Origin of the sequence: Pseudomonas sp. JUb42 (assembly GCF_024807945.1) — a bacterium.
Lineage (GTDB): Bacteria > Pseudomonadota > Gammaproteobacteria > Pseudomonadales > Pseudomonadaceae > Aquipseudomonas.
The window spans coordinates 165,524-180,675 of the sequence record NZ_JANUFD010000018.1 but is presented as its reverse complement, the minus strand read 5'-3'; the positions used below and the strand labels follow the sequence as shown (position 1 = coordinate 180,675).

Sequence of the window (15,152 nt, the reverse complement as noted above, 5' to 3'; positions counted from 1 at the left end):
CGGCTCCCACAAAGCCTCATTTCAAGTCAGTAGCTGGGTTGTGTTTGATCAAGCTCGGGCTTACAGGTCGTACCGCACCGTCAGCAGCAACGTGCGTGGATCATTGATCGAGTAATAGCGCTGGCCACTGGAGGGGATATAACCCACCGACTGCGGATAGGCGCGGTCGAGGAGGTTTTTCACCGCCAGGGTGGTGGTCCAGTGGCCGTCCGGGGTGATGTAGCTGGTGTGGGCGTTCCAGAAGGTCTGGGTCGGCACTTCCTGAATGTCGTCGTTCAGCGCATTGGCGTAGGACTTGGTCTGGAACTGCGCATCGGTGCCCACCAGCACGGTGCCCGGTATGCCCGCCGGGACGGTGTAGTTGAGGCCGACGCTGGCGTTCCAGCGCGGCGACAGGACCAGTTGCTTGCCATCGGCATCGACCCCCGGCCCGCTGGCGTTCTGGAAGTCGTCGTACTGGCTTTGCAGGTAACCGACGTTGGCGCTCAGTTGCAGGTCGTCGGTGAGGGCGCTGAGGGTTTCCAGTTCGACGCCATAGGTATGCGCGCGGCCGACGTTGGTGCGCAGGTTGACGCCCAGTGATGGCTCGTAAGCGTTGGTCTGCAGATCCTTGTAGTTGTTGTAGAAGAACGCCACGTTGGCGCGCAGGCGGTTGTTGAAGAAGTCGCCCTTGAAGCCGGTTTCATAAGTGGTGACGTCTTCCGGCGAGAACGCCTGCTCGGCGGCGGCCTGGGTTGGCGCGCGGTTGTCGTAGCCGCCGGCCTTGAAGCCCTTGGCCACGTAGCCGTATTGGTTCAGGTGCGGGGTCCAGGCGTATTCAAAGCCGATTTTCGGGCTGGTGGACTGCCAGGAGTGGCTGTCGTCGGCGGTGAAGTTGGTGCCGGTGATTTGCCGCGTGGTGGTGATGCCGTAGTTGGCGAAGTCGAAATTCTTGTGCTCGCGGGTATAGCGCAGCCCGGCGATCAGCGACAGTTGTGAGGTCAGGTGATAGCTGCCCTGGCCGTACAGCGCGTAGCTCTCGGTCTGGGTGGTGCTGTACTGGCCCTGGCCGATCACCCGTTTTTGCGCGATGGAGTAGGTGAGGTTATCGCGGTCGGCGTCGAACTTCTCGCGGTACAGGTGCAGGCCGGTGGTGAAGCTGAACGTGTCGTAGTCGCCGTTGAGCTGGAATTCCTGGGTCGCGTAATTCTGTTTATAGAGGATCAGGTTCTGCTGGATCAGCGCGGCCTGGCCGGAGTTGTCGTAATTGACCGGCTGATGGAACGCCGAGTATGCCGTCACTGACTTGAAGCTCACGTGGTCGTCGATGGCATAGATCGCCCGCAGCACCGAGCTGCCCTGGTCCAGGCGGTTCTTTGGATTGAGGCTGCTGTAGCTCTTGAACTTGTCGAAATGGCCGCTGGCATCGAACGGTGAATAGCTGGTGGTATCGCCGCGGTCGAAGGTGCTGGCCAGGGTCAGCTGGATGTCCCAGGGCGAGTCGTCGGGCTTGAAGCGCAGCTTGCCGCGGTAGGACTGGATATCGATATTGTTGACGTCCGAGTGCCGGGTCGGGTCCGACACCGTGCCATCCCGGGTCAGGCGGGTCGCCGAGAAACTGCCGAACAGGGTGTTGTCGATCAAGGGCCCGCTGATCAGCAGGCGGCCATTGGCGGCGTTGTAGTTACCGGCGCCGAGTTCGAAGAAGCCACGGGTTTCCTGGGTCGGGTCGCGGGTGATCACGCGGATCGCCCCGGCGCTGCTGTTGCGGCCATACAGGGTGCCTTGGGGGCCGCGCAGCACTTCGACGCGCTCGACATCGTTGAAGTCGAGCATCGAGGAAATCGCCCGGGGGATATACAGGTCATCGGCGTACACCGCCACGGCGGACTCCTGGATCGGGTCGGTCTCGCCGATGCCACGAATGCCGTAGGTCTGGGCGCTGTAAGAGATCGACTGGCGCGGCAGGGTCAGGTTGGGCACCTGCCCGGCGATGTCGCGCACGTTCTTGATCTGTTTGTCTTCCAGGGCTTTCTCATCGAAGGCAGAGATCGCCACCGGGGTCTTTTGCAGGTCTTCGCTGCGGTGCTCGGCGGTGACCGTGACCACGGACAGGGTGCCGTCCTTGCCCGGTTCTTCGGCCAGGGCCTGCTGGCCAAGAGTGCCAGCCAGCAGCGCCAGGGCCAGGCGGTTCAACGGAAAATGTGGCGTCATGGTTGTGCTCGCATAGGTGAAGGGGGGCAGTGTTTATAGTTTTTGGGGTGCCTCCACCGGGTGCGGGGTCGGACGCTGTTGCAGTTGAATCTTCAGTAACCGCGGTGGATATCCGCGACATTATTCAATGGTTGTTCGGCCAAATAGCGCTCAAGGTTGGCGATAAAAGTGTCGGCGATATCCTCGCGGCTACGGGTCGAGATGGCCGAGGTGTGGGGCGACAGGCGCACCTTGGGGTGGTGGTACAGGGGGTGGCCGTCGGGCAGCGGTTCCGGGTCGGTAACGTCCAGCGATGCCAGGCCGATGCGCCCGTCGTTCAGCGCTTCCAGCAGCGCCTGCTGATCGAGCAGGCCGCCACGGGCAATATTGATCAGGTGCAGGCCGGGTTTGGCGCTGCCCAGCACGTCGCGGTTGATCAGGTGGCGGGTCTCGTCGGTCAGTGGCGCGGCGACTACCAGGTGATCGGATTCGGCGAACAGTTGGTGGATATCCCGTGCAGCCTCGACGCCTTCGACGCCCAGCGCCGCTGCATTACGACGCAGGGCGATGACCCGAATGCCCAGAGCGCGAGCTTTTTGCGCCAGGCTCTGACCAATAGCGCCGAAACCGAGGATGCCCAGGGTGCTGCCCTTGACCGGCGCCAGCGGGGTGAATTGCCATTGCGCGTCATGCACCCAGATCTGCGGCAAGCGTTTGGCCTCGGCGAAGATCAGCGCCAGGGCAAACTCGGCCAGGTTCTCGGCGGCATTGCCCTTGGAGGTAGTCAGTTGCGGCCCGCGCAGAAACCAGCCGGGGTAGAAGTCGATGCCCGAGGAGACCACATGAATCCAGCGCAGGCTGAACGGCCAGCCCTCGGGCGGTGTGTCCGAGGCGGTATAACCGCGCACATTGATTGGCCGGGCCAGCAGTACCTGCACTTCTGCCGGCAACCCGGTGGGCGTACCGGCGGGGATGTCGATCAGGCGAATATCCGGGCGACGTTGGCGAATGACTTCATTGAAGTCCGGGTCCAGCTGGCTGGCGATAACGAGTGGGGGCATGGGTGTATTCCATAATTGAGGCCATAGATTCAGGTGGGACCGGCTTTAGCCGGGAAGGCGCAGGCATGATCGATATATCTTTGGCGCCTGCCAGATGGTCTTCCCGGCTAAAGCCGGTCCCACAGAAAAGCCTTTTTAATTGATGAGATCAGGACGCTTTTTTTGGGTGTCAGGCCGACAACAACTGAAACTGCCGATCCCACAGCGGGCTGACATCCAGGCGCTGGCTCAACACACCCGCCTCGAAGAACAGGTCGGCGACTTCCTGCTGCGAAGCGATCGCCTCGGCACTTACTGGCAGCATCCGGTAGGGCTGGCTGCGATTGCGGTAGACGTCGAGGAACACTTCCTTGTCCACGCCAAGCAATTTCGCCGATTTGGCCGCCCAGGGGTCGGGGTTGTCGTTGATCCAGTCGAAGGTGCGGGCCTGGCGTTGCAGGTAGTCCTGAATCGCCCGTTTACGCAGCGGGTCTTCCAATGCCGCAGGGCGAGCGGCGATCAGGTAGTTGCCGGACAGATAACCCAGGGCGGTCTTCAGGACCCGGGCGCCACTGCGGAATTTCGCCAATTGAATGAATACGCCGTAGATCACCCAGGCATCCAGCTGGCCGCTTTGAAAGGCGGTGAAGCCGTCCTGTGGAGTCAGGGCTACCGGGGTGATGTCGTTCATGGTCAGGCCCTGTTCCTTGAGGGCCTTGATCAGAAAGTAATGGGCAGTGGTCGAGCGCACATAGCCCACGCGCTTGCCGCGCAGTTGCTGCACCGAATCGAGGGTGGATTCCTTGGGGATCAGGATCACCTGGTTGTTCACATCGCCTTGCAGCACTGCGATCAGCTTGGGTTCACGATGACTCTGGATCGAAAAGATCGGCGGGATCTCGCTCATGCCGCCGACATCCAGACTGCCCGAGGCCAGGGCTTCGACGATCAGGTTGCCGCCGGCGAATTCGGCGTAGTCGACTTTGTACGGGGTCTTGTCAGTCCCGGCGTCGCTGGTGAAGTAGGAGTCCTGGCCCTTGTAGGTGGCGACGCCCAGGGTCAGGCCGGACAGCGAGGGTTCGGCGGCGAACAGCGAGGCGGGTGCCATCGAAGACAGCCCGGCGACGCCCAGGGCGACGGAGCTGGCGCGCAGAAAGTCGCGGCGATTGAAGTGGTGTGCAGTCATGGCAAGGCTCTTTCAGTGCGACCGACAAAGGGGCGGCTGAACCGAGCGAACACGTCGCCACCCCGGAAAATTAGCCTCCGCCTGGCAAGGGGTGGGTCTGGAAGTGAATTTATATCTATAAGAAAAGGCTGTGAAAGTCTTTTTGGTTATATGTTAATTATGTAATCGGCTGATTTTACCGGTCGATAATATTAAAACTGTGCATCTTCTTCGGGTAACCACTCGTTGGCCAGACGCCAGGCATCCAGCCCGCCCGTGAGGGCCTGGATCCGCGTCACCCCATGCTTGCCCAGTTTCTCGGCCAGCAGCGCCGCCGACAGCTCGTGGGGGCAGGCGCAATAAATGACGATGTCGGCATCGCCAAGGCGCAGCACCAGATCATCAAGGGGATCTTCCAGACTGACATTGATCGCACCGGGGATGCCTTGTACGCCACCGTTGAAGCTGGGGCGCACGTCGAGGATCACCGGCAGGGTATTTTCGCCGTCCTGCAGGGCGCGTAACTCATCAACGCTGATCCGCGGCACGCGGGCGGTGCGGCGCAGCAGTTGCACACGCTTGAAGTATTTCCAGGCGATGAACAGGGCCAGGGCCGCCGCGATGCCGATACCGGCAAGCAGGGCGTAGCGGGCCAGCAGGTCGAGCACGGCGGTCAGGGCGTCGGCGAACAACTGGCCGATCAGCAGCGCGGAGCCAGCCCAGATAAAGGACCCGGCCAGGGAGTAACGAAAGAACACCGGCAGCGGCGTGCCACTGATACCGGCCACGGTGGTGACCAAGGCCCCGGCCCCCGGCAGGAACTTGGACACCAGCAGGGCGCGCGGGCCGATCCTGCCATACAGGTTCAGGCCCTGGCGCACACAGGTGTCCTGGGACAGGGAGATCTTGCAAATGGTCCGCAACAGCGCCCCGCCATAGCGCTGGCCCGCAAAGTACCAGGCCAGATCGGCGATCACACAGGCCAGCATCGCCAACACCACACTGGCGCCTAGCAACGGCGGATTCTGCATGGCCAGGGCACCGGCAACGATCAGCGTTGGCCACGCCGGGATCGGCAGGCCGAGCTGCTCCAGCAGCACATTCAGGAATACCAGGAGCATGCCGTGGCTTTCGCTCAGTTGCTGAAGATCGTTCATAGGCGGTTCTCGGGCGGACAGACGGCGTGGTGCATTATGCCGTGTGTGCCGGATATTGAAATGATCCATGCGGGGGTGGGGGGGGGGAGAGCAAATCCTGTGGGAGCGAATTCATTCGCGAATAGGCCAGTACATTCGACGCATTTGTATCGCCTGCAATACCGTTTTCGCGAATGAATTCGCTCCCACAATGTGCTCCTGCCGAGTTGCGGGCGGACGGCGGAGATAAAAAAGGCGCCCGCGAAGGGCGCCAAGGGAGGGACTTACAATGGTTGCAGCAGATCCTTACATGAACATCATCCCGGCTTCGACAGCCGGGCCCACTGGCCAGATTTCCTCTGTGCCCATGGGGGTACGAGCGGTGGCGGCGCGCCGTGCTTTCGGGCTGCCCGCCGGTATATTCACCTCCACCTGAGCCATCAGTTGACTGGCACGGTAGACGATTTCACTGAGCAGATTGACCGTGGCGTAGTCGGCGCTATCGAAGGCCTGGTCCAAGCGCTGCTGGGTTCTGGCGATCAGTTGGCTCAGGCTGCGGCTGCGCTCATGCAGGGCGGCAAAGCAGTCACTGAAGCCGACGTCGTCGAAGGTATGGGCGACCAGTACCGAGTTGGCCGCCTTGCGGTCCAGGTGCGACAGGCGCTGGCTGACCAGACGCAGAAAATCCTGGCCGCTGCGATCAAGGTTTTCGAACAGTGCCTTGACTGCGCTGTAGGTCATGGCCCGCAACTTCCAGCGCACCTGCTGGATCACCGCGAGCAGTTCGGCGCTGACGTGCAACTGCTCGGTCAGCAGTTGCGCCAGGGCGGCCCGGGCCTCGTCGCTGACATGACCGGGCAGGGTTAGATCCAGTGGCAGTTCTGAAAAACGGCGGGTCAAAGGCATCATGTGAGAACTCCTGATTACAGACAGTGTTGAGCCTGTCTGGCGTCCCAAACCCCTCACTCGGGGGGCGGCGGACTTGTTTCGACAGGAGTGACTGAACAGTAAACCGGTGCCTTGGGAGCGTCACTTGTACATGGGGGTGCAGGGCCTATACCTTGGTTTATAACGGCATGTTATACCGGCAGGTTTATCGAGGTCGGTTGATTGGATCCCACCGCAGTGATGGGTTATGGCATATTGCAGCCCGCCTTGATGATCAACTCCAGTGGACTGCGATGACTGCTCCCAACGAAATCCCCGCGACACAATTCAGTCGCTATCAAAAGTTCGTCACCGGCCTGCTGGCCTTCCTGCAGTTCGCGGTCATTCTGGACTTCATGATCATGTCGCCCCTGGGCGCGCTGATCATGCCGGCGCTGGATATTTCGCCGAGCCAGTTCGGCATGATCGTCTCGGCCTACGCCTTCAGCGCCGGATTGTCCGGGCTGCTGACCGCCGGCTTCGCCGACCGTTTCGACCGCAAGAAGCTGCTGCTGTTTTTCTACGGTGGCTTTATCGTCGGCACGCTGTGGTGCGGCCTGGCCGGGAGTTTCGAGGCGCTGTTGCTGGCGCGCATGGTCACCGGGATTTTCGCCGGGGTGATCGGCTCGATTGTCCTGGCCATCGCTGCCGACCTGTTCAGCCCGCAACTGCGCGGGCGGGTTATGGGCTTTATCCAGACCGCCTTTGCCGCCAGCCAGGTGCTGGGCCTGCCCTTTGGCTTATACCTGTCGAACCACTGGGGCTGGCACTCGGCGTTCCTCGCTCTGGTGGTGATTGGCGGTATCGGCGGGCTGGTGATCATCCTGTTCCTCAAGCCGGTCAACGAACACCTGAAGATGCCCCAGGAACGCAGCCCGTTCATGCATATGCTGCATACCATCACCGAGGTACGTTACCTGACGGCCTTCGCCGCCATGGCCTTGCTGACGACCGGTGGCTACATGCTCATGCCGTTCAGCAGCGCCTTCGTCATCAATAACCTGGGGATCGACGCCAGCCATCTGCCGACCATCTACCTGGTCACCGGCCTGGGCACGATTTTCGTCGGGCCGCTGGTGGGCAAGGCGGCGGACAGCCTGGGCAAGGTCCCGGTGTTCATGGTCGGCTGCGTGGTGACCATCGCCATGGTGCTGATCTACACCCATTTGCGCGAGACTTCCCTGCCATGGCTGATCCTGGTCAACGTGCTGCTGTTCCTCGGCATCTTCTCGCGGATCATCCCGTTCCAGGCCTTGATCAGCACGCTGCCGGAGCCCAATCAGCGCGGCTCGTTCAATGCCCTCAACTCGGCGGTGCAGCAGCTGTCGGGGGGCTTTGCCTCATTGGTGGCCGGGCACCTGATCGCCTTTGGCAGCGACGGCAAATTGCTCGGCTTCGAGACGATCGGCTATGTGATGGTCGCCACGACGGCGATTGCTGCCGTGCTGGTGGTGATCATCCAGCGCCAGACCCTGAGGCGCGGCGTGGTGACAACGCGGCTGTAATCAGCTTTCACGCTGCAGATAGGCCTGGCGCAGGCGCTCGCGAATATTGCTCAAGTGTGTGTGCATCGCGGCCTTGGCCCCGGCCGGGTCGCTATTGGCGATGGTCTGGTAGATCGCCAGGTGTTCATGGCGCAGGCGCGCGTTGTATTCGCCGGGTTCGGTATTGCCCAGCGCAGCGGAATTGAGCCGGGTGCGGGGGATCAGTTCGGTGCCCAGATGTTCGTTGATATCGGCGAAGTAGCGATTGTCCGTGGCCAGGGCGATCTGCTGATGGAAGTCATAGTCGGCTTCCACCGCTTCGGCACGGCTGACACCGGCTTTATCGAGCGTCGCCAGCGCCGTGGCCATGCGTGCCAGATGCCCCTCATTGCGGCGGCTGGCGGCCAGCCCGGCAGCGTCCACTTCCACGGCCATGCGCAGTTCGATCACCGCCAGCACATCACCGAGGGTGCGATCGGTTTGCGGTTGCGGCTGCGCGGCGATCTGCCCGACCACGAAGGTGCCGATGCCATGGCGGGTTTCCACCAGACCCAGGCACTGCAACTGGGAAATGGCCTCGCGCACCACGGTACGGCTGACACCGTGTTCCTCGGTGATGAGCTTTTCCGGCGGCAGTTTTTCCCCCACGGCAATTGCGCCGTCCTCGATCAGCCGGGTCAGCTCCTCGACCAGCATCTGCGCCAGGCTGCGGGAAGGACGGCGGCCTGCGGGTATCGCGTTCATGGTTTTCCCTCTTTCATCAAACACAACACAGTTTCATGATCCGAAATGAGATTTTGTGGGAGATCCCGCCCCGTCTACGACGCTGCGCTGTCACGCAGCAAACACTAGCCGGGGCAGGGTGCAAATCTTGTGGGAGCGAATTCATTCGCGAAGAGGCCGGTACATTCGACGCCTCTTCATCGCCTGAAACACCACCTTCGCGAATGAATTCGCTCCCACAGACACTTCTTCGCCACGGCAATGCTTTAACGGAAAACGGCGCGACCCCAAGGTCACGCCGTTCCGTATGCAGCAACAATCAACCGTGCTTACGCAATCGGCTGGTCGCTCCACTCGCCATTGACCAGGCGTTTGAGGCCCAGCGGGTTGGCGTTTTGCAGTGCTGCGGGCAGCAGGCTGTCCGGTTGGTTCTGGTAGCAGACCGGGCGCAGGAAGCGGTCGATAGCCAGGGTGCCCACCGAAGTACCGCGTGCGTCGGACGTCGCCGGGTATGGACCGCCATGGACCATGGCTTCGCAGACTTCCACACCGGTCGGGTAGCCGTTGACCAGGATGCGGCCGACTTTCTCTTCCAGCAGTGGCAGCAGCCAGCTGTACTGCTGCAGGTCGGACGGTTCACCGATCAGGGTGGCCGTCAGTTGGCCGCGCAGGGCCAGCAGGGCTTGTTTCAGCTCGGCATCGTCAGCAGCTTCGATGACCAGCGTGGTCGGGCCGAAGACTTCTTCCTGCAGCAGTTCGTCGCCGTTGAGCAGCAGGCTGATATCGGCCTTGAACAGCTGGGCCTGGGCCTGTTTGCCTTCCTGCGGTTTACCCGCCAGGTGGGTGATGCCCGGGTGCGACAGCAGATGCTGGACGCCCTTGCTGTAGCTGCGCAGGCCACCGGCATTGAGCATGGTTTGCGGCGCCTGGCCACCCATGTGCTCTTTGAGCTGCTCGAGGAACGCGGCGAAAGCCGGGGAGCGCAGGCCGATCACAACACCTGGGTTGGTGCAGAACTGGCCGGCGCCCATGACCACGGAAGCAGCCAGGTCCTTGGCTACGGTGTCGCCACGGCTGCTCAGGGCTTCCGGCAGCAGGACTACCGGGTTGATGCTGGACATTTCGGCAAAGACTGGAATCGGCTGTGGACGCTCCGACGCCATTTTGCACAGGGCATCGCCGCCGCTCAGGGAGCCGGTGAAGCCGACCGCCTGAATGGCCGGGTGCTTGACCAGGCCTTCGCCGACGCCGCTGCCGAAGATCATGTTGAACACGCCTTTTGGCATCTGGGTGCGTTCAGCAGCGCGGATGATGGCGCAGCCGACCAGGTCAGCAGTGGCCATGTGGCCGCTGTGGGCCTTGAATACCACCGGGCAGCCGGCGGCCAGTGCCGAAGCGGTATCGCCGCCAGCAGTGGAGAAGGCCAACGGGAAGTTGCTGGCGCCGAACACGGCAACCGGGCCTACGCCGATGCGGTATTGACGCAGGTCGACACGCGGCAGCGGTTTGCGATCCGGCAGGGCCAGGTCGATGCGCGCACCGAGGTAGTCACCGCGACGCAGGACTTTGGCGAACAGACGCATCTGGCCGCTGGTACGACCGCGCTCACCCTGGATACGGGCGGCGGGCAGGGCAGTTTCCTGGCAGACCACGGCAACGAAATCGTCGCCCAGGGCATCCAGTTCGTCGGCGATGGCTTCGAGGAACTCCGCGCGACGAGCCGGGCTCAGTTGGCGGTATTCGGGAAAGGCGCTTTTGGCAGCCAGGGCAGCGGCATCGATTTCTGCGTCGGTGGCCTGGTAGAAGCTGTAAGGCAGGGCCTCGCCAGTGGTGGCGTCGAGGCTTTTGTGTTGCGGTTCGCCAAGGGCGCTGCGGGCGCCAGCGATGAAGTTATGGCCGAGAACGGTAGGCATCGGTATCTCCTGTTGTTTTTGACGGTGGGGCCGGTTGCACGCAACGGTGCAACAGACGCTCATGCTGGGTTGCCGAATTGCAATGGTCGCGCGTAAGGCAGCGCGGTTACTCGATAGTCAGCAGTCATCGTACAACCTCCCTTGAGGCGGCGCAACCTGGCATGTCGCGTCAAGGTTGTGCGCGCTGTCACACGGTGGGTCTTGCGGGCACCAAGCGCAGCGGTCACTGTCTCATTGCACAGTTCGATCTGGAGTGGAGCGATTTGTGAACGCGCATTGTAGAGGTGACTTGTGCGAGCGAATTATGGGAGCGAATTCATTCGCGAAGATACCAGTACATTCGACGCGTTTGTCTCGTCTTCAATATCGTTTTCGCGAATGAATTCGCTCCCACATAAATCCTGTTCACAATCAGGTCCGCCGTATAAATGCCCACATGGATGTCCTAATGTTCTTTATCTTGTTTCCCCTGGCGTTGCTGTTGGCCTTTGTGGTCTGGGTCCTCTTGGCAATCCGTCAGAACGGGCTGATCTACAAACGCGAGCACTACATCCGCCAGTACACCCTGCCCGCGCATCTGTTCGAGATGCTGATGCGCCGCCACGGTCATTTGCAGATCAAGGACTGCCAACTGGTGGCCCAGGGCATGCGTCAGTTCTTCCTTGCCTATCTGAAGAGCGGGCAGAAATACGTGTCGATGCCGTCGCAAGTGGTAGATGACTTGTGGCACGAATTCATCCTGCATACCCGCGAGTACGAGTCTTTCTGCAAGAAAGCCTTTGGCGGTCTTCTGCATCACACGCCAGCGGCGGTCCTGGGCAAGGAAGCCGCAGCGAAGGCCGATGCCGGATTGCGTCGCTGCTGGTGGTACGCCTGCCGCGAAGAAAACATCTTCCCCAAGAACGCCCTGCGCCTGCCGCTGCTGTTTGCCCTGGATGCCAAGCTCAATATCAGTGATGGTTTTCACTATGTCGTCGACTGCACGGCGGTCAAGCGCGCGGGCACTGACTCGACGGTGTACTGTGGCGGCGACTTTGCCTCCGGTGTGGGCTCCGATGGCGGTGGCGATTCCAGTGGCAGCGATTCGGCGTCGGGCTGCGGCGGTGGTGACAGCTCGGGCGGTGACAGCAGTTCCGGCTGCGGCGGCGGGGGCTGTGGTGGTGGTTGCGGGGGCGGCGGGGGAGATTGACGAGTACCTTCGGTTGCTCATCCCGCTACAGGCAGACAAGGACGGGAATTATCCATGAGCAACCCAAATGTGCGAACCGGCTGCGCCATCGGCGTGCTGTGCGTGGCCTCGTTCACGATGGTGGCATGTGAATTTGCCCCTATCGGCCTGCTGTCGCAGATAGCGGCTGACTTGAATCAGCCACCGTCGACCGTTGGCCTGACAGTAACCCTGTACGCCTGGATCGGCGCCGCCAGCGGGCTGTTATCCAGTTGGCTGAACCAACGGGTGTCGCGCAAGGCCCTGCTGATCGCCTTGATGCTGATATTGGCGCTGTCCAACGCTCTGGCGGCCCTGTCTCCGGAGTTTTTGACGCTGCTTGGCGCCCGTGCCGTCGGTGCCGTGGCCCATGGGGTGTTCTGGGCCGTGGTGGCGGCGACCGCTGCGCATATTGTCCCGGCCCATCGGGTGGGGCTGGCGACGTCAGTGGTGTTGGGCGGTATTACCGTCGCGACGGTCCTGGGAGTGCCATTAGTCAATCTGCTGGGGCAGCACGATGGCTGGCGCACGGCGTTCGGAGCCCTGGCGCTGGTGTGCGTACTCAGCGCTGCGGCCATGGCCATGGTGCTGCCGGTGATGCACATCCATTCTCCGGCCGCAGGCGGCGGTTTTGCCGCAGTGCTGCGGCGCAAGGATCTGTTGATCACCTACGCGGTCACCGCTCTGACGGCGGCTGCACATTTCGGCGCCTATACCTTTGTCGAACCCTTCATTGCCCAGGTACCCGGCATTACCGCCAGCCTGATTGCCGTGCTGTTGTTCGCCTTCGGCGCTGCGGGTTTTGTGGGCAACCTGCTAAGTGCTGTCCTCATCGATCGTGGGTTAAAACCTTTCATTTTTACCGCGCTGATTGCCCTGGCGTCAGCCCTGATGATCCTCGGCCTGTACGGTCCGTTACTGGGGATCGCAGCGGTGGTGAGCCTGCTGGTGATCTGGGGTGTGGCGATTTCAGCGTTGTTCACGGGCCTGCAAACCTGGGTGTTGAAGATCGCCGGGCCACAGACCGTACCGGCGACCGCCGTACACACCGCAGTGCTCAATAGTGCGATTGGCCTGGGTGTGATTATCGGCGGTGCAAGCCTGAATGCGGGCGGGCTCAAGGACGCGATGCTTGCCGCCGGTGTGGTGATTGTTCCTGCCATTGTGTTGCTGCTGGCCTCAGGCATTCGCGCCAAGGCAGCGCCGGTTTTCCCGTAGCAGGTTCAGCGCGTCAACCGGTCCAGCACTGCCTGCATCTTCGGTCGCTGCTCCAGCCATTCTTCGCGGGTAATCCCCAGCAAAACCACGTCCATGCGCCGACCGTCCTTGATCACGTTCTGGCGGCGCACGCCTTCGATGACGAAGCCGAATTTCTCATGCAGGCGGATCACCGCCATATTGCTTTGCAGCACTTCGCAGTTGAGTTTTTCCAGGCGCACGATATCGAATGCGTGGTTGAGCAACCACAGTTCCACCTGGCTGCCTATGCCTTTGCCTTGCAGGGCGCTGTCCAGGTAGAAGGCCCAGTCGGCGCTGTGATGCAGGGCGTTGATGGCATTGAGTGAAACCACACCGGCGGGCTTGTCGTCGTGCATGACCACGAACACCGATTGTCGGGGGTTGTCTTTCAGGGACTCAAGCCAGGCGCAATGTTCGTCGAGGGAGATTTCATGCTCGGTGTACATGAACTTGCGCACGGCGGTCTGATTGCGCAGGTTGCGGACTTCGGCCTGGATTTCGGGTGTGGCGTCCAGCAACGAAATGAACTGCATGGTGGCGTCCCTGACACAGAGATAAAGGGGCTCAGCGAGCTTTCAGAGTACGTGCCATTTCCAGCGTGAACAAGTGACCACTTCAGGCCAGCGTCTGCAAGGCATCAAGCACTGTGCGCAAGGCTTTGCTCAGGGGTTTGTCCTGGCGCAGGGCGATGCCCAGGGTACGGCTCAGGGGCGGATCCAGGCTGTGCACCTGCAGGCCACGGCGATGATGTTCGGCGGCCACCGCCATGCGCGGCACGATGCTGTAGCCCAGCCCGGCGGCCACCATTTCCTTGATCGCCTCGATGCTGCCCAACTCCATCACCGGCTTGATCCGCAGGCCCGCCTGCAAGTACCACTCGTTGATCAGCAAGCGCGTGCTGCTACCCGCTTCGAACACCACCAGCGGCGCTTCACTAAGGCTGGACGGTGTCAGTGACTCTGGCAACTGGTCTGTGCCTGCGGAAAAAATCGCCACGAACTCATCTTCCAGTAATGGCGTCACCACCAGGCTGCGACCGGCGGCGGGGAGGGTGACCAGGGCCAGATCGAGTCGGTTTTCTTCCACAGCCTTGAGGATGCCATCGGTATTGCCGGTGCTGACCCGCACATCCAGGTCAGGAAATTCTTGGCGCAGTGCCTGCAACAGCGGCGGCAGCAAATGAATGCAGGCCGTGGCGCCGGTGCCGATGGCGATCTGCCCGGCGACGCCTTCGGCATGGCTGGACAGCTCCATTAGCGCATCCTCGACCACCGCATCAATGCGGCCGATATGCTCAAGCAACGTCAGGCCCGCCGCCGTGGGCTTGAGGCGTTTGCCCACGCGTTCGATCAGGCGCAGGTTCAGCCGCTGTTCGAGCAGGCGCACATGCAGGCTCACGGCCGGTTGCGTCAGGCTCAGGCCTTCGGCCGCAGCGGAAAAACTGCCTTGGCGAATGACTTGGGCAAAAGTGTGCAAGTGGTTGAGGTTAAGACGATTCATATCAAAGTTTTACTTATGCTTTGGATGATGAATCATAGCTTTGTTTAGGAAAGGGCGGGCGGCATCATGGCTGCACTTTATTTGCAGCCCGCCAAGCGAGACCGATATGCCAGCTGACCACCTGATCCTGCGCGACGCCCGGGACGACGATATGCCCGCCATCCAGGCGATCTACGCGCACCATGTGTTGACCGGTATTGCCAGCTTCGAACTGGAGGCGCCGAGCCTGGAAGAACTGCAACGGCGCCGCGCCGACGTCCTCGCCAAGGGCTTACCATATCGCGTCGCGCAACTGGACGGCGAGGTGGTGGGTTATGGCTATGCCACCCTCTACCGGCCACGCCCGGCCTATCGCTTCACCGTCGAGGATTCGGTGTACGTGCGTGATGGCCTGGCCGGCAAGGGCATCGGCCAGGCGGTGCTTGAAGATGTGATTGAGCACTGCGTCGCCGGGGGCTGGCGGCAGATGATCGCGATCATCGGCAACAGCGAAAACATTGCCTCGATCCGCCTGCATGAGCGCATGGGCTTTCATCGCGTTGGGGTATTCGAGCGAGTGGGGTTCAAGCACGGGCGTTGGGTCGACACCGTGCTGATGCAGCGGGCATTGGGTGAAGGCGACGCCAGCGCGCCGAGCTGATCGGCC

At 61.7% G+C, this 15,152-nt stretch carries 13 protein-coding genes; 4 read left to right on the top strand and 9 right to left on the bottom strand.

The annotated features are described in order from the left end of the window. Window positions 1-60 precede the first annotated feature (60 nt). The 5 genes from M2401_RS29525 to M2401_RS29505 all read right to left on the bottom strand — a co-directional run bounded on the left by M2401_RS29525 (window position 61) and on the right by M2401_RS29505 (window position 6,422). The gene (locus M2401_RS29525; RefSeq protein ID WP_259109289.1) at window positions 61-2,193 is read right to left on the bottom strand and encodes a TonB-dependent receptor; all 2,133 of its coding nucleotides are present in this window, start codon (window positions 2,191-2,193) and stop codon (window positions 61-63) included. 92 nt (window positions 2,194-2,285) lie between these two features. Continuing rightward, window positions 2,286-3,233 carry a D-isomer specific 2-hydroxyacid dehydrogenase family protein gene (locus tag M2401_RS29520; RefSeq protein ID WP_259109287.1) on the bottom strand — a complete coding sequence of 316 codons (948 nt, stop codon included), beginning with the start codon at window positions 3,231-3,233 and terminating at the stop codon, window positions 2,286-2,288. Window positions 3,234-3,402: 169 nt separating this feature from the next. After that, window positions 3,403-4,398 (bottom strand): ABC transporter substrate-binding protein, encoded by a 996-nt coding sequence (locus M2401_RS29515; protein ID WP_259109286.1) that lies wholly within the window; start codon window positions 4,396-4,398, stop codon window positions 3,403-3,405. Window positions 4,399-4,589: 191 nt separating this feature from the next. Beyond that, window positions 4,590-5,534 carry a VTT domain-containing protein gene (locus tag M2401_RS29510; protein ID WP_259109284.1) on the bottom strand — a complete coding sequence of 315 codons (945 nt, stop codon included), beginning with the start codon at window positions 5,532-5,534 and terminating at the stop codon, window positions 4,590-4,592. A gap of 285 nt (window positions 5,535-5,819) precedes the next feature. Then, the gene (locus tag M2401_RS29505) at window positions 5,820-6,422 is read right to left on the bottom strand and encodes a hypothetical protein (RefSeq protein WP_259109282.1); all 603 of its coding nucleotides are present in this window, start codon (window positions 6,420-6,422) and stop codon (window positions 5,820-5,822) included. A 272-nt stretch (window positions 6,423-6,694) separates the two neighbouring features. Between M2401_RS29505 and M2401_RS29500 the strand changes: the two genes are divergently transcribed. Beyond that, complete coding sequence (locus tag M2401_RS29500; protein ID WP_259109280.1) at window positions 6,695-7,945, top strand: MFS transporter; 1,251 nt, start codon at window positions 6,695-6,697, stop codon at window positions 7,943-7,945. On the opposite strand, the gene M2401_RS29495 is transcribed toward M2401_RS29500, so the two are convergent. Continuing rightward, window positions 7,946-8,668 carry a FadR/GntR family transcriptional regulator gene (locus tag M2401_RS29495; RefSeq protein ID WP_259109278.1) on the bottom strand — a complete coding sequence of 241 codons (723 nt, stop codon included), beginning with the start codon at window positions 8,666-8,668 and terminating at the stop codon, window positions 7,946-7,948. A gap of 308 nt (window positions 8,669-8,976) precedes the next feature. Further along, complete coding sequence (locus M2401_RS29490) at window positions 8,977-10,560, bottom strand: aldehyde dehydrogenase (NADP(+)) (protein ID WP_259109276.1); 1,584 nt, start codon at window positions 10,558-10,560, stop codon at window positions 8,977-8,979. A gap of 448 nt (window positions 10,561-11,008) precedes the next feature. Here M2401_RS29490 and M2401_RS29485 point away from each other — a divergent pair, with 448 nt between their 5' ends. Both M2401_RS29485 and M2401_RS29480 read left to right on the top strand, forming a co-directional pair. Next, on the top strand, window positions 11,009-11,749 hold the full coding sequence (locus M2401_RS29485; RefSeq protein ID WP_259109274.1) for a hypothetical protein: 741 nt from the start codon (window positions 11,009-11,011) through the stop codon (window positions 11,747-11,749). Between the two features lie 54 nt (window positions 11,750-11,803). Next, on the top strand, window positions 11,804-12,985 hold the full coding sequence (locus tag M2401_RS29480; protein WP_259109272.1) for an MFS transporter: 1,182 nt from the start codon (window positions 11,804-11,806) through the stop codon (window positions 12,983-12,985). A 5-nt stretch (window positions 12,986-12,990) separates the two neighbouring features. Here the strand turns inward: M2401_RS29480 and pseH are convergent, their stop codons facing one another. Both pseH and M2401_RS29470 read right to left on the bottom strand, forming a co-directional pair. Continuing rightward, window positions 12,991-13,539 carry a UDP-4-amino-4,6-dideoxy-N-acetyl-beta-L-altrosamine N-acetyltransferase gene (pseH, locus tag M2401_RS29475; protein ID WP_259109271.1) on the bottom strand — a complete coding sequence of 183 codons (549 nt, stop codon included), beginning with the start codon at window positions 13,537-13,539 and terminating at the stop codon, window positions 12,991-12,993. 82 nt (window positions 13,540-13,621) lie between these two features. After that, entirely contained in the window at window positions 13,622-14,506 is an 885-nt protein-coding gene (locus M2401_RS29470; protein WP_259109269.1) for a LysR family transcriptional regulator, read from the bottom strand. 106 nt (window positions 14,507-14,612) lie between these two features. Between M2401_RS29470 and M2401_RS29465 the strand changes: the two genes are divergently transcribed. Continuing rightward, entirely contained in the window at window positions 14,613-15,146 is a 534-nt protein-coding gene (locus tag M2401_RS29465) for a GNAT family N-acetyltransferase (protein WP_259109267.1), read from the top strand. Window positions 15,147-15,152: the final 6 nt, after the last annotated feature.

Bases quoted from the DNA above. Each gene is read 5' to 3' on its own strand.
- M2401_RS29525 (WP_259109289.1), bottom strand. From the start codon at position 2,193: ATGACGCCACATTTTCCGTTGAACCGCCTGGCCCTGGCGCTGCTGGCT.
- M2401_RS29520 (WP_259109287.1), bottom strand. From the start codon at position 3,233: ATGCCCCCACTCGTTATCGCCAGCCAGCTGGACCCGGACTTCAATGAA.
- M2401_RS29515 (WP_259109286.1), bottom strand. From the start codon at position 4,398: ATGACTGCACACCACTTCAATCGCCGCGACTTTCTGCGCGCCAGCTCC.
- M2401_RS29510 (WP_259109284.1), bottom strand. From the start codon at position 5,534: ATGAACGATCTTCAGCAACTGAGCGAAAGCCACGGCATGCTCCTGGTA.
- M2401_RS29505 (WP_259109282.1), bottom strand. From the start codon at position 6,422: ATGATGCCTTTGACCCGCCGTTTTTCAGAACTGCCACTGGATCTAACC.
- M2401_RS29500 (WP_259109280.1), top strand. From the start codon at position 6,695: ATGACTGCTCCCAACGAAATCCCCGCGACACAATTCAGTCGCTATCAA.
- M2401_RS29495 (WP_259109278.1), bottom strand. From the start codon at position 8,668: ATGAACGCGATACCCGCAGGCCGCCGTCCTTCCCGCAGCCTGGCGCAG.
- M2401_RS29490 (WP_259109276.1), bottom strand. From the start codon at position 10,560: ATGCCTACCGTTCTCGGCCATAACTTCATCGCTGGCGCCCGCAGCGCC.
- M2401_RS29485 (WP_259109274.1), top strand. From the start codon at position 11,009: ATGTTCTTTATCTTGTTTCCCCTGGCGTTGCTGTTGGCCTTTGTGGTC.
- M2401_RS29480 (WP_259109272.1), top strand. From the start codon at position 11,804: ATGAGCAACCCAAATGTGCGAACCGGCTGCGCCATCGGCGTGCTGTGC.
- pseH (WP_259109271.1), bottom strand. From the start codon at position 13,539: ATGCAGTTCATTTCGTTGCTGGACGCCACACCCGAAATCCAGGCCGAA.
- M2401_RS29470 (WP_259109269.1), bottom strand. From the start codon at position 14,506: ATGAATCGTCTTAACCTCAACCACTTGCACACTTTTGCCCAAGTCATT.
- M2401_RS29465 (WP_259109267.1), top strand. From the start codon at position 14,613: ATGCCAGCTGACCACCTGATCCTGCGCGACGCCCGGGACGACGATATG.